The organism is Flavobacterium franklandianum, from assembly GCF_007097365.1.
GTDB classification, from domain to species: domain Bacteria; phylum Bacteroidota; class Bacteroidia; order Flavobacteriales; family Flavobacteriaceae; genus Flavobacterium; species Flavobacterium franklandianum.
In genome coordinates this window covers 32,376-46,982 of the sequence record NZ_VJZR01000005.1, presented here as the reverse complement: position 1 = coordinate 46,982, position 14,607 = coordinate 32,376, and the positions used below count along the sequence as shown (strand labels likewise).

The window sequence follows — 14,607 nt, the reverse complement described above, 5'->3', positions numbered from 1 at the left end:
CAATAAAAAAACTCCCAAAGATTAAATCCAAGGGAGTTCTCACTACTAACTAATCAAAACTAACCCATGATTACTTTAATTTCATGAGTTTTATTTTTCTCTAATATTGGAATAATAGTAGAATGTATTGCTATCCCGTTGACAACTATTTTTTCGACCCCTTTGCTGATGTGTTTTGGGTTTACTACTTCGATGTTATAAGTTGCTCCTCTGAATTTTCTTGTCATCTTGAAACCATCCCATTTTGCTGGAATACAAGGATTTATTGAAAGTCCGTTGTAATCAGGTTTTACTCCTAAAATATATTGGGTTATGGCATAAAAGTTCCAAGAAGCAGTTCCCGAAAGCCAAGAGTTTTTTGCTTCGCCCGGTTTAAAAGCTTCTTTTCCAGCTATCATCTGGCAATACACATAAGGTTCCACTTTGTGCAATTCCGATATGTCTTCTAAAAAGCTTGGAGCAATTTTAGTATAATAATCATAAGCCGCATCGCCACGTCCTATCATCGTTTCGCCAATCATAATCCAAGGATTGTTATGACAAAAGATGCCGCCGTTTTCTTTGTAACCTGCCGGATAGGTTGAAATCTCACCGTATTCGATATAATATTTAGTAAATGCTGGACTGTTCAAAACAATTCCGTATTCGCAATCCAAATGTTCTTTCACTGAATTTAAAGATTTTTCGACCAAGCCTTCTTCTTTGCCAATCTCGGCCATTGAGCACCAACCTTGCGATTCTATAAAAATCTTTCCTTCTTCATTTTCGTTTGAACCAATTTTTTTGCCATAATAATCATAAGCTCTCAAATACCAATCGCCATCCCAGCCGTGTTGTTTCACGGCTTCAATCATATTATTTACATGATTTTCGGCTTCTAATGCTTCGGCGTCTTTTCCTATTTGGCGACATAATTTCACAAATTCTTTTCCATAAACTACAAATAAGCCAGCAATCATTAGCGATTCGGCAGTCTCTCCTTTTTTATTTCCTGTAGTTTGAAAAGATTCATTAGGATCATTAGAAAAACAATTCAAGTTCAAACAGTCATTCCAATCGGCTCTTCCTATTAATGGTAATTGATGAGGTCCTAAATTATTTACTACGTGGTAAAACGACACTTTTAAATGTTCGAAATGGGTTTTTGCTTTTGATGCATCATTATCGAAAGGCACTAATTCATCAAGCAAAGTAAAATCGCCAGTTTCTTTGATGTATTCGGTAGTTGAAAGAATTAGCCAAAGCGGATCATCATTAAAATCGCCTCCAATTGCTGCATTTCCTTTTTTGGTCAAAGGCTGATATTGGTGATAGCAAGATCCATCTTCAAATTGGGTGGATGCAATATCTATGATACGTTCTCTAGCTCTTTCCGGTATTTGATGTACAAAACCAATTAAATCTTGATTAGAATCTCTAAAACCCATTCCGCGACCAATTCCTGATTCGAAAAACGAAGCAGAACGCGACATATTAAAGGTAACCATACATTGATATTGATTCCAGATATTGACCATTCTATCAAGTTTGTCATCACGGGATTTGATATTAATGGTGCCAAGTAAGTTATCCCAATAAGTTCTCAATTCATTAAATGCGGCTTCCACTTTTTCGACAGTATTGTATTTCTCAATCATTGCCTTTGCAGGTTTTTTATTGATGATTGATTTACTTTCCCATTTATCATCTGCTGCAACCTCAACATAACCAAGCATAAACACATAATCTTTGCTTTCGCCAGGTTTCAATTCGACTTCAATGTAATGTGAAGCGATTGGAGACCATCCGTGAGCAATCGTGTTTTTAGGCTTTCCATCAGTCACTACTTCTGGAGTATCAAACCCATTGTATAAACCTACAAATGAATCTCTATCGGTGTCAAAACCCTTGATGGCCTCGTTTACCGAATAAAAGGAATAATGGTTTCGGCGTTCTTTAAACTCAGTTTTGTGATAAATTACTGAATCTTCAACTTCAACTTCTCCCGTGCTGAAATTCCTTTGAAAATTAGTCATATCGTCTTCTGCATTCCAAAGAGCCCATTCTATGAATGAAAATAATTTTAGTTTTTTTGTTTCGCTGGAATTATTGGTAAGACTCACTTTTTGAATTTCACCCCAAAATCCTAGTGGAATAAACTGTAAAACTTCGGCTTGAACTCCGTTTTTAGAGCTTTTAAATTTAGTGTAACTCATACCATGACGGCATTCATAACTGTCCAATTCGGTTTTTACGGGTTTCCAACCTGGAGACCAAACTGTATCTCCTTCTTTAATATAAAAATATTTTCCACCATTATCCACAGGAACATTATTGTATCTGTAACGCGTTAATCTTCTGAATTTGGCATCTTTATAAAAAGTATATCCACCTCCAGTATTTGAAGTTAGTGAGAAAAAATCTTCATTTCCCAAATAATTAATCCAGGGGTAAGGTGTTTTAGGGTTGGTGATTACATATTCTCTCGAATCATCATCAAAATGTCCGTATTTCATTTTTATTTTTTTAAATCAACTTCAAAAACGTAAGCAATGCTTTTTTTTGGGGTTAATAGTAATTAATTCGTATTTTAGTATTGCTTTTTTTGTTAATTTATCAGTAGACGGCTAGGATAATTTGTATTTTTCAAAATTAATTAACTAACTAATTATTTCTTTATACTATTTTGTCTATTATATATCCTTTTTTTACTTAAAAAGTTATAGGAGGAGTTTTTAAGTTTCAAAATATTTTAAGGTTTTTAGTTTTATTCTTAATTCCTTTACTCTGTTAGTTGATATTTTATAATTTTATAAAAACTACATTTCTGTTCTCTTTTTTTGTAATTTTATACCTCAAAAAAATAATATGCGATTATTTATTAGCAGTTTTCTTCTACTCTATATTATTCCAGTTTTTTCGCAAGAAAAAGCGACTGCAGAGGAAGTTCCCAAAATAAAAATCGACTCTTTATACAGAGAAGATCAATTTTATTTTAGTTTTACTCTCAACACCTTGCAAAACAAACCTATGGGTTTAACTCAAGATAAATTTTCTTCAGGATTTTCTGTTGGGTTTCTTAGGGATTTTCCTGTCAATAAAAATCGGACGGTTGCAATAGCTCCAGGAGTTGGGCTTTCATACAATAACTACAATCAGAATCTGAAGATTACAGAATTGAATCAAATTCCTGTTTATTCCATTATTGAATCGAATGCTACGTATAACAAAAACAGATTCAGTCAGCTGCTAGTCGAAATGCCAATTGAGTTCAGATGGAGGTCATCGACTTTTGAAAGTCATAAATTTTGGCGAATTTATGGCGGATTTAAAGTAGGTTATTTAATTTATGACAAATCAATTTATGAGGATTCTATTGGTCAAATGGAAGTACATAATAATAATGATTTTAATAAATTTCAATACGGAACTTATATATCAGTTGGATACAATTCGATAAATATTTTCGCTTATTATGGTTTGAATTCGCTTTTTGAATCAGCAAAAACTACTACTGAAACTATAGATATGAATTCCTTTAATGTTGGAATTATGTTCTATATTTTATAACCAAAAAGACAACAAAAACAATTGCGGAAGCAGACCTGATATAAGGCCAATCACCAATTCTTTGGGTGTATGCGCTTTCATTTCTAGTCTTGAGGAAGCCACAAAACCATTCATAAGCACAAGAAAAGCAATCACATCGATGTTCCGAGCTTGATTGTGAATACTTAATCCAATAACAAAAACAGTTAAGGCACTTACAGCAATCATATGAAGGCTGGCTTTTATTTTGTAAAACAAGAAAATCAAAGCTATAATAGTACTTAGTAAACCTGCCAAAAAGAAAAAATACAATTCAGGAAAATGGTAGATAGTGATACTTTTTTGTATCAATAAAATAGTCAAAAAACACTGTATAACTAAAGGTATTTTGCGCTGCGAAATGTCAGCGAGCATTATAGAGTTGACTTTTCCGGTAGCACGCAATAAGAAAAAAATAAGAATCGGAAGAATAATCGTGACAATAACTATCTGAAAAATGGCAAAGTATTTTTCTGAATTTGTATAGTAGGAATCGTAGCCAAAAAAGTAAAACATGGCGGTATAAACCGGAATGAATATCGGATGAAATAAATAGGAAAAAATAGGAAGGATTTTTTTTAAATTCATTACTTTTAATAAAAAGTTTATTTGTCATTTCGATAAGCGGAAGAAATGACAAAATCTCAATTCCAAAATCTGCGAACTAAAATCTGCAATCTTACATTTTCTTCCTCATTCTCGCCACAGGAATGTCCAATTGTTCTCTATATTTTGCAATGGTCCTTCTTGCAATAGGATAGCCTTTTTCTAATAGTATTTCAGCCAATTGATCGTCGGGAAGTGGTTTTTGTTTGTCCTCGTCTTCAATTACATTTTGTAGAATTTTCTTGATTTCAAGCGTTGATACATCTTCGCCTTGATCGTTTTTCATCGCTTCGGAGAAGAATTCTTTGATCAATTTAGTGCCATAAGGTGTTTCTACATATTTGCTATTGGCAACTCGAGAAATGGTCGAAATATCCAAACCAACCATATCGGCAATGTCTTTTAAAATCATCGGTTTTAGCTTGGTTTCATCGCCTTCCAAAAAATATTTATTTTGGTAATGCATAATCGCATTCATCGTTACATAAAGCGTTTCCTGACGTTGTTTGATGGCATCAATAAACCATTTGGCCGAATCTAGTTTTTGTTTGATGAACTGAACTGCATCTTTTTGCGCATTCGATTTGTCTCGGGAACTTTTGTAAGTCTGCATCATTTCCTGATAATCTTTGGAAACGTGTAGTGATGGAGCATTTCTTCCGTTTAGGGTCAAAACCAATTCGTCTTCTACAATTCGAATGGCAAAATCAGGAACTACATGTTCCGTGATTTTGTTGCTTCCCGTGAAAGAACCTCCAGGTTTTGGGTTTAGTTTTTCTATTTCGTGAATGGCAGTTTTGAGTTGCTCATTCGAAACAGCCTGTTTTTGCAACAGTTTGTCGTAATGTTTTTTGGTAAAAGCATCAAACTGGTTTTCGATAATATCCATTGCCAAAGCAACGTATTCCGTAGGGGTTTTGTGTTTCAATTGCAACAACAAACATTCTTGCAAATCGCGCGCGCCAACGCCCGAAGGTTCTAATTCGTGAATGATGTTCAGCATTTTTTCGACGGTTTTTTCATCGGTATAAATACCTTGAGTAAACGCCATATCATCCACTAAATCGGGAATGCTTCGTCGAAGATATCCAATATCATCAATACTTCCGACCAAAAATTCTGCAATTTCACGCTCGGAATCATTCAATATAAAAGTGTTCAACTGATTGATTAAATCTTGGTGAAAACTAATTGGGGCTACCAATGGCGACTCACGTTCCTCGTCGTCTTCGCTGTAATTATTGGCTTGGGTTTTGTAATCGGGCGTTTCGTCACTGCTAAGATATTCGTCAATGTTAATGTCGCTAGTATCTTCGCTGTCGTTATCATCATAATCATCGAATTCGTCGTTAGTGTCATCGTTATCAAATTCATCTTTATCGTAAATCTCTTCCTCCTCGGTTCCTGTTTCCAATGCTGGATTTTCGTTCATTTCTTCCAACAAACGTTGTTCGAAAGCCTGCGTTGGCAATTGAATTAACTTCATCAACTGAATTTGTTGAGGAGATAATTTTTGGGATAATTTAAGATTTAGAAATTGTTTTAACATAATAAGACGCTAATTTAATTTGCCACTAAGGCACTAAGGCACTAAGGCACTAAGTTTTTTGTTTTATTAAAAAGAAAAAGTCTGCAAGTTTTATTAATAATTTGACTTTGTATTTATGAATCTTTTAATTCCGTTTTTTATTAAGGGAACATTAAAATTAATTAAAAATCCCAATTGATTATCAGTTAATTTTAAATGACTTATGATTTGTGCTTGCCAAACAGGATTTACAGTTTCGACAGCTTTTACTTCCACAATCACTGAATTTTCAACTATTAAATCAAGTCTTAATTTCTCTTTAAGGGTTACTCCATCATAAATAATTGGTACATCAATTTGACTTTGAACATTTAATCCTGCTTTTTCTATTTCATAGGCTAAACAAACTTCATAAACTCTTTCCAATAGTCCAGGCCCAAGATTTTTATGAACCTTGAAGGCAGAATTTACGATTATTTTGGCTATTTCCTCTGTTCTTTCGTCTATCATTTTTTATCGCCGCTAAGACGCAAAGGCGCCAAGTTTAATTTATTTAGTATATTCTATAAAAAATTTCATTTAGAATAATTATTGAAAAACCTTTGTGACTTTGAGTCTTCGTGGCAAATCTCTCGTGTCTTAAAAATCTGCATTTTGCGGCGTTCTCGGAAAAGGAATTACGTCACGAATATTGGACATTCCAGTTACAAAAAGCACCAATCTTTCGAATCCAAGTCCAAAACCAGAGTGAACCGCGCTTCCGAATCTTCGGGTATCAAGATACCACCATAATTCTTCTTCGTCAATTCCTAAGGCTTTCATTTTTTCGACTAAAACGTCAAAACGCTCTTCTCTTTGTGAACCTCCAACAATTTCCCCAATTCCTGGGAAAAGGATATCCATAGCTCGAACTGTTTTTCCATCTTCGTTCAAACGCATATAAAACGCTTTTATGTTGGCTGGATAATCGAATAAGATTACCGGACATTTGAAGTGTTTTTCTACCAAATAACGCTCGTGTTCTGATTGTAAATCAGCGCCCCATTCGTTGATGATGTATTGAAACTTTTTCTTTTTGTTTGGGGTACAATCTCTCAAAATGTCAATCGCTTCGGTGTATGAAACGCGTTTGAAATTGTTTTCCAAAACAAAATTTAGTTTTTCCAGTAAAGCCATTTCGCTTCTTTCGGCTTGTGGTTTTGATTTTTCTTCGTCCAATAATCTTCCTTCTAGGAATTTCAAATCATCACCACATTTATCCATTGCGAATTTGATTACATATTGGATAAAATCTTCGGCCAAATCCATATTGTCGTCTAGATTATTAAAAGCCACTTCTGGTTCAATCATCCAAAATTCAGCCAAATGACGAGAAGTATTCGAGTTTTCAGCTCTGAATGTTGGTCCAAAAGTATATATTTGACCCAAAGCCATCGCGAAAGTTTCGCCTTCCAATTGTCCAGAAACAGTAAGATTGGTGTGTTTTCCGAAGAAATCTTTCTTGTAATCGATATTGCCTTCTTCATTTTTAGGCAAATTATTCAATGGTAACGAAGTTATTTGAAACATTTCGCCAGCACCTTCAGCATCGGCTCCAGTGATGATTGGCGTGTTGACATACACAAAACCTTTTTGTTGAAAGTAGCTGTGAACGGCGAATGACAAAACCGAACGAATTCGCATAATTGCACCAAAAGCATTAGTACGAACTCTTAAATGTGCATTTTCACGCAAGAATTCCAAGGAATGTTTTTTGGGTTGCATTGGGAATTTCTCTGCATCTGAATCGCCAAGAATTTCCAGTTTTTTAACCTGAATCTCATATTTCTGTCCAGCACCTTTGCTTTCAACCAAATTTCCCGTAACCGAAATCGCAGCTCCCGTGGTAATTCTTTTCAAAGTTTCTTCGGCTGTGTTTTCAAAATCGACAACACATTGTATATTATTGATGGTTGAACCGTCGTTCAATGCGATAAATTGATTGTTCCTAAAAGTTCTTACCCATCCTTTTGCATTTACTTCGTGAAGCGTATTGTTACTGTTTAGTAGGTCTTTAACTCTAGTATGTTTCATTTTCATTTTAGATATTAGATTGTAGGTTTCGGATTTTTCAATCGAATTACAAATATAATTGATTATTGTGATTTTTAGCCCCGATAGCAGTGGAAATCCTTTTGTGCCGGAGTTCGGCACAAAAGATTAAAACGGATAGCGGGATTAGCTCCAAATAAAAAAAACTATTTTTTCTTTTCTAAATTGTCAATTTCTTCGTCGCTTGGTTCGATGATGTCAATTTTTGGTTCGATGAATTCCTGTTCGTTGGCCAAAGTTTTGTTCAAGGTTAAAACTAAAGCCGGCAACAACATTAAATTCGAAAGCATTCCGAATAACAAAGTCAATGAAATCAGTCCGCCAAGGGCAATTGTTCCTCCAAAACTTGACAACATAAAGACCGAAAATCCAAAGAACAAGACGATTGAAGTATAAAACATACTCAACCCAGCATCGTTAAAAGTAGCATAAACGGATTTGCGAATTTTCCAGTTATTTTTCTTTAATTCTTCTCGATATTGCGCCAAGAATCGCACGGTATCATCGACCGAAAGTCCAAAAGCGATTCCGAAAACCAATATGGTTGACGGTTTCAACGGAATGTCAAAAAAGCCCATAATTCCTGCGGTAAGCAACAACGGTAAAAGATTTGGGATTATGGAAACCAAAATCATTTTGAACGATCGGAACATAAATCCGATTAAAAGTGCGGTCAGGAAAAAAGCAAAAATTAAGGACGAAAGTAAGTTGTCTAGCAAGTAGTTTGTTCCTTTTTGGAAAACCAAAGCTTTTCCGGTAATCGAGACATTATATTGATTTTTTGGAAAAATTTTATCAGCTTCTTTTCGGATTTCAGTTTCAATTTTCGGAATAGCATCCCCATTTTCATCACGCATAAAAGTGGTAATTCGAGCAAATTGACCAGTCGAATCTACATAGCTTTTCATCAGGTTTTGTTTCGAGTCTTTGGTCGCATTTTTAGCATACGACAAAATGAAAGATTGCTCTTGTGAAGTGGGTAATTCGTAGTAATCTGGATTTCCGTTATAATAGGCTTGTTTAGAATATTTGACCAAATTGACAATCGAAATGGGTTTTGATAACTCTGGAATTTCGTCAATGGTTTGTTCAAGTTCCTCCATTCGCTTGAGCGTTGACAGTTTCATAACGCCTTTTTTGCGTTTGGTGTCTATCATAATTTCAAGGGGCATCACGCCGTCAAATTCTTTTTCGAAGAAAATAATGTCTTGAAAAAACGCTTCTTTTTTTGGCATATCTTCTATAATACTGCCCGAAATCCGCATTTTATAAATCCCTATAATACTAATGACAAGTAGAGAAATTGCAACTACGTATATCGAAAAGCGGTTGTATTTCACATTTCGTAGAATCCAATCCATAAATGATTTTACATAACCTCGATCTAAATGCTCGATGTGACGGTCTTTTGGAGCGGGAATGTAACTGTGAAAAATGGGGATTACGATGATGCACAAAAAGAACAATGCCATAATGTTGATGGAAGTCACATTTCCAAATTCAATAAGAAGTTTGTTATTGGAAGAAATAAAGGTAAAAAATCCAATAGCGGTGGTTACGTTGGTTAGTAAAGTTGCCATACCTACCTTGGTAGTTACGCGTTGTAGGGCTTTGACTTTGTTTCGATGGACTTTGTATTCCTGATGATATTTATTAGTCAAGAATATACAATTGGGAATTCCGATGACAATAATTAAAGAAGGAACCAGGGCGGTTAAAACCGTTATTTCATAATTCAATAATCCTAAGAAGCCAAAAGACCACATCACACCAATAATCACAATAATTATCGAAATTAAAGTAGCTCTAAAACTTCTAAAAAAGAAAAAGAAAAGCAAGGAAGTTACCAGTAATGAAGCTCCAATGAAAATGCTGATTTCGCCAATAATAGTCTGCGCATTGAGCGTTCGAATGTAGGGCATTCCCGAAACGCGAAGATCTATTTTGGTTTCTGCTTCGAATGCTTCTACTGCGGGAACTAATTTATTTAGGATAAAATCTTTTCGGGCAGGAGTATTTACAATTTTCCTATCCAGATAAATGGCAGAGCGAATCGTGCCTGATTTTTTATTAAAAAGTAATCCTTCATAAAAAGGTAAATCATTAAAAAGTTCCTTTTTTATTTTCTCTAGATAAAACTTATCGGTGGTTCTATTTAGATCGACAAAAGGAACTAATTCGAATTTTTCAACCGATTCGTTTTTTTGTAATTTTTTTAAATCGTTTATAGAAATTACTAAATCAACGGCTTTGTCCTCTTTCAGGCTATTCATTAATTTAGTCCAAGATTTAAAAGCTCTTGGAGTAAAAAATGTCTTGTCCTTTATGCCAATGACAACTAGATTTCCTTCTTCTCCAAATTTATTTAAAAAAGCATTGTATTCTACATTGACAATATTATCGTCGGGAAGCATATTGGCTTCAGTTTGGGTAAAACGGATGTTTTTCCATTGCAATGCCAATAAAACCGTTATCACTAAGATAATCGACAGCATTAAAATTCTATTTCTAAGTACGACGCGGGCGATTAATTCCCAAAATCCTAAACTAAACCACTTGATCATTATTTAATTTTAAATGCTGCAAAGGTAGTTAATAGACCCTGTATTTTATTGGTTTTAAACGAACCTTTATGTTAATTTATGTGTTAATTTTTTGTTTTTATTTTACAATAAATTAAATGTATGGGATGTAATTTATATATTTGGATTTTGCATCTTTGTTTGAAAAATATTGACATAGAACCTTATGAAAAACCATAGAAACACCATATTTTATTTAGTAATTACAGGAGGATTTACCGCTTTGATTTATTGGTTATTGAGTATAGGAAAAGGTTTAGAAGTTCATAAAAAATTCTTGTTACCCGTAGTTGAAAACGGTCATTGGAATGATTTTATCGATTCGATGTCACTCAATTTACATCATCCTCTTGCTATCCTTTTGGCACAAATTATAACCATAATAATAGTTGCCCGTTTTTTTGGTTGGGTTTTTAGAAAAATTGGACAACCATCTGTAATTGGTGAAATTATTGCTGGAATAGTCCTTGGTCCATCGCTGTTGGGTTTGTATTTTCCTGAATTTTCATTAACCTTGTTTCCTGTTGAATCGTTAGGAAATTTGCAGTTTTTGAGTCAAATAGGGTTGATACTTTTTATGTTCGTCATAGGTATGGAACTCGATTTAAAAGTTTTGCAAAACAGAGCCAAAGATGCCATTGTGATTAGTCATGCTAGTATTATATTCCCTTTTGCGTTGGGTATTGGTCTAGCTTATTTTGTTTATTTTAAATTTGCTCCAGAAGGCGTTGCTTTTATGCCCTTTGCTCTGTTTATGGGAATTGCGATGAGCATTACTGCCTTCCCAGTCTTGGCGAGAATAGTACAAGAAAGAGGGATTCATAAAACCAAATTGGGAGCGATAGTTATTACCTGCGCTGCTGCCGACGATATTACCGCTTGGTGCATACTTGCCGCAGTAATTGCCATTGTAAAAGCTGGAACTTTCGTGAGTTCGCTATACATTATTGGAATGGCAGTTGTTTATGTTCTTGTGATGCTTTTTGTAGTAAAACCATTTTTAAAGAAAATTGGGGAATTATACGCGACCAAAGATAGTTTGAACAAACCTGTAGTTGCCATTTTCTTTTTAACATTAATAATCTCCTCTTACACTACCGAAATTATCGGGATTCACGCCCTTTTTGGCGCTTTTATGACGGGTGTAATTATGCCAGATATAACTAAATTCAGGAATCTTTTTATAGAAAAAGTCGAAGATGTTTCTGTGATATTATTGCTTCCTTTATTTTTTGTTTTTACAGGTTTGCGAACAGAAATAGGCTTGATTAACGATCCTTATCTTTGGAAAGTTACTGGATTTATAATACTTGTTGCTGTTGTAGGTAAGTTTTTAGGAAGTGCTTTGGCGGCCAAATTTGTTGGGCAAAGCTGGCGAGATAGTTTAACTATTGGCGCTTTGATGAACACACGTGGTTTGATGGAATTGATTGTTTTGAATATTGGTTTGGATTTGAAAGTGCTAACTCCCGAAGTATTTACAATGATGGTAATTATGGCATTGGTTACTACTTTTATGACTGGACCTACGCTGAATATTATAAATTATATTTTTAAGACTAAAGATGACGTTGTTTTAGAAGAAATTTCTAATTTTAAAAAATATAAAATTTTACTGTCATTTGGAAATAACGAAAAAGGCAAATCGCTTTTGAGACTAGCAAATAGTTTGGTGAAAAAGCAAAAAGACAAGTCGACCGTTACCGCAATGCATCTTACATTGAGTGACGAAGTGCATGCGTATAATTTAGAACAGTACGAAAAAGACAAATTTTTACCTTTGATTGTCGAATCCAAAATGTTGAATCAAGAAATTACAACTTTGTTTAAAGCTACGGTAGATATCGAATCTAATATAGCTGAAGTTGCTAATAATGGAGAATATGACTTGCTTTTGGTGGGTTTAGGGAAATCTATTTTTGAAGGTTCTTTGCTTGGAAAAGTGTTAGGATTTACTACTAGAATTATAAACCCAGACCGTTTGATTGATAAATTTACAGGAAAAGAAGGCTTGTTCGAAAATTCTCCTTTCGATGAAAGAACAAGACAAATTATCTCTAAAACTAAGACTCCGTTGGGGATTTTAATTGACAAAGATTTGCAGCAAGTAAATCAGGTTATTATTCCAATTTTCAGTCCAGAAGACACATTTTTGATTGATTATGCGCAGCGATTAATTTACAACAATGATTCCCAAATCATGATTTTGGATGTAAACGGAAACATCAACACTAATTTTGTACTGAAAAGCGCCATCGATTCATTGAAAGAAAAATATCCTAAAAACATCACTTTTATGGACACTAAGATCATAAAAAAAGATTTTTTAGCAAAGTTAGATCTAATGATTATCAGTGTCGAAAGTTGGAAAGTGCTTTTGGATAAATATAGTATTTGGTTAAGGAGAGTTCCTTCGGTATTGATATTTAAACATTAAGACAATAAAAAATCCGCTCGATAGCGGAATTTTTATTGTTTTTTCGAAAGAAGTTATACTTTCATAATTTCGGCTTCTTTAATAATAAGATGCTCGTCAATTTTTTTGATAAAACTATTGGTTAAGTTTTGAACTTCTTCTTCGGCACTTTTGCAAATGTCCTCGGAGGTTCCTTCTTTTTCTAGTTTTTTAATTTCATTATTCGCGTCTTTACGGACATTTCTGATTCCTATTTTTGCGTCTTCAGCTTCTGATTTTGCTTGCTTTGCCAAATCGCGCCTTCTATCCTCGGTCAAAGGAGGAACACTGATGATAATTAAATCTCCATTATTCATAGGGTTGAAGCCAAGATTGGCAATCATAATTGCTTTTTCTATTGTGTGCAACATGTTTTTTTCAAAAGGTTGAAGTGTAATGGTTCTAGCATCGGGAACGCTAATCTTGGACACTTGAGAAAGCGGAGTAGCGGATCCGTAATAATCTACAAAAACGCTTCCTAGCATTGCAGGAGATGCTTTTCCAGCACGAATATTCAAGAATGCTTTTTCTAAATGCAATATAGAACCCGCCATAGATTCTTGGGTACTGTCTAAAATAAATTCAATTTCTTCAGTCATAATTCTTAGATTTTAGATTTGCTTCGCCAGTTCGTTGGCGCTCGAGTCAGATTTCAGATTTCCTGCTATCTGTAAACTGCAAACTATTATTTATATATTTACTTCAGTTCCAACGTTTTGTCCTTCACAAATTTTCAATAAATTCCCTTCTTTATTCATATCAAAGATTACTATAGGAAGTTTGTTTTCTTGGCTCAATGTAAAGGCGGTTGTATCCATAACATTTAGTCCTTTTTTAAGTACGTCATCAAAAGAGATATAATTGAACTTTGTTGCTGTAGCATCTTTTTCTGGATCAGCGGTATAAACACCATCAACACGAGTCCCTTTCAGAATTACATCAGCGTTAATTTCTACTCCACGCAAAACGGCAGCAGTATCTGTAGTGAAATATGGATTTCCAGTTCCAGCTCCAAAAATCACAATCCTTCCTTTTTCAAGATGTCGGTCGGCTCTTCTTTTTATATAGGGTTCAGCAATAGATTCCATTTTTAGTGCAGTTTGTAAACGAGTTTTCATTCCTTTATCTTCTAATGCGCCCTGCAATGCCATTCCATTAATCACAGTTGCCAACATTCCCATATAATCACCTTGAACGCGATCCATGCCATTGCTAGCGCCAGCAACTCCTCTAAAAATATTTCCTCCGCCAATTACAATGGCAATCTCAATTCCTTTTTCATGAATTTTTTTAATTTCATTAGCGTATTCAGCTAATCTTGCAGGATCAATTCCATATTGTCTATCGCCCATTAAAGCTTCGCCACTTAATTTAAGAAGAATTCTTTTATATTTCATTTTTGATATTATTTAAAATTTGGAGTCTTGCATCTGCTAGCTCAAGTCTTGGCTTGTTGAGTTGTGCAAATATAGTTATAATCTGTTTTTTTAAAATAATGTTTTCTAAAAAAAAATTGTTCATATTTTTTTTATCAATTTTGGTAAAATATTTTATTATTAAAAAATAATTTGTAATTTTGTTATCCCAACCAAATCTACTATTTCAATTTACTTTTTTTATTGGTGTTTAATATTGTTTAACAATTTAAAAAACATCCAAATGAAAGATTTATTTGAAAAATTTTATGATTATATTTCTACTCTACTTTTCGGAGGTAAGAACACCAGTCATTATTAAATAAATGGCAAAATATAATCTCGTAAAGGTTTAAAGTATAA

10 protein-coding genes are annotated in these 14,607 nt (G+C 34.1%); 2 read left to right on the top strand and 8 right to left on the bottom strand.

Going from position 1 to position 14,607, the window contains the following annotated elements; all coding sequences use genetic code 11:
* Positions 1 to 59: 59 nt before the first annotated feature.
* The gene (locus FNW17_RS07790; RefSeq protein WP_143389281.1) at positions 60 to 2,495 is read right to left on the bottom strand and encodes a GH36-type glycosyl hydrolase domain-containing protein; all 2,436 of its coding nucleotides are present in this window, start codon (positions 2,493 to 2,495) and stop codon (positions 60 to 62) included.
* A gap of 352 nt (positions 2,496 to 2,847) precedes the next feature.
* On the opposite strand from FNW17_RS07790, the gene FNW17_RS07785 reads away from it, so the two are divergent.
* Entirely contained in the window at positions 2,848 to 3,549 is a 702-nt protein-coding gene (locus tag FNW17_RS07785; RefSeq protein WP_126563222.1) for a porin family protein, read from the top strand.
* Here the strand turns inward: FNW17_RS07785 and FNW17_RS07780 are convergent.
* The 5 genes from FNW17_RS07780 to FNW17_RS07760 form a co-directional block, all read right to left on the bottom strand.
* Entirely contained in the window at positions 3,544 to 4,155 is a 612-nt protein-coding gene (locus FNW17_RS07780; RefSeq protein WP_144071360.1) for a hypothetical protein, read from the bottom strand. The genes FNW17_RS07785 and FNW17_RS07780 overlap by 6 nt on opposite strands.
* 91 nt (positions 4,156 to 4,246) lie before the next feature.
* On the bottom strand, positions 4,247 to 5,722 hold the full coding sequence (rpoN, locus tag FNW17_RS07775; protein WP_143389283.1) for an RNA polymerase factor sigma-54: 1,476 nt from the start codon (positions 5,720 to 5,722) through the stop codon (positions 4,247 to 4,249).
* Positions 5,723 to 5,815: 93 nt separating this feature from the next.
* Positions 5,816 to 6,211 carry a GxxExxY protein gene (locus FNW17_RS07770; RefSeq protein WP_144071359.1) on the bottom strand — a complete coding sequence of 132 codons (396 nt, stop codon included), beginning with the start codon at positions 6,209 to 6,211 and terminating at the stop codon, positions 5,816 to 5,818.
* A gap of 129 nt (positions 6,212 to 6,340) precedes the next feature.
* Positions 6,341 to 7,774 (bottom strand): asparagine--tRNA ligase, encoded by a 1,434-nt coding sequence (asnS, locus tag FNW17_RS07765; protein WP_144071358.1) that lies wholly within the window; start codon positions 7,772 to 7,774, stop codon positions 6,341 to 6,343.
* Positions 7,775 to 7,938: 164 nt separating this feature from the next.
* Positions 7,939 to 10,356 (bottom strand): efflux RND transporter permease subunit, encoded by a 2,418-nt coding sequence (locus FNW17_RS07760; protein WP_144071357.1) that lies wholly within the window; start codon positions 10,354 to 10,356, stop codon positions 7,939 to 7,941.
* A 184-nt stretch (positions 10,357 to 10,540) separates the two neighbouring features.
* Between FNW17_RS07760 and FNW17_RS07755 the strand changes: the two genes are divergently transcribed.
* Positions 10,541 to 12,811, top strand: a complete 2,271-nt coding sequence (locus FNW17_RS07755) for a cation:proton antiporter (protein ID WP_143389286.1) — start codon at positions 10,541 to 10,543, stop codon at positions 12,809 to 12,811.
* 53 nt (positions 12,812 to 12,864) lie between these two features.
* On the opposite strand, the gene frr is transcribed toward FNW17_RS07755, so the two are convergent.
* Together frr and pyrH are read right to left on the bottom strand one after the other, a co-directional pair.
* On the bottom strand, positions 12,865 to 13,428 hold the full coding sequence (gene frr, locus FNW17_RS07750) for a ribosome recycling factor (RefSeq protein ID WP_143389287.1): 564 nt from the start codon (positions 13,426 to 13,428) through the stop codon (positions 12,865 to 12,867).
* Between the two features lie 90 nt (positions 13,429 to 13,518).
* Positions 13,519 to 14,226, bottom strand: coding sequence for a UMP kinase (gene pyrH, locus FNW17_RS07745; protein WP_143389288.1), 708 nt, complete (start codon positions 14,224 to 14,226; stop codon positions 13,519 to 13,521).
* Positions 14,227 to 14,607: the final 381 nt, after the last annotated feature.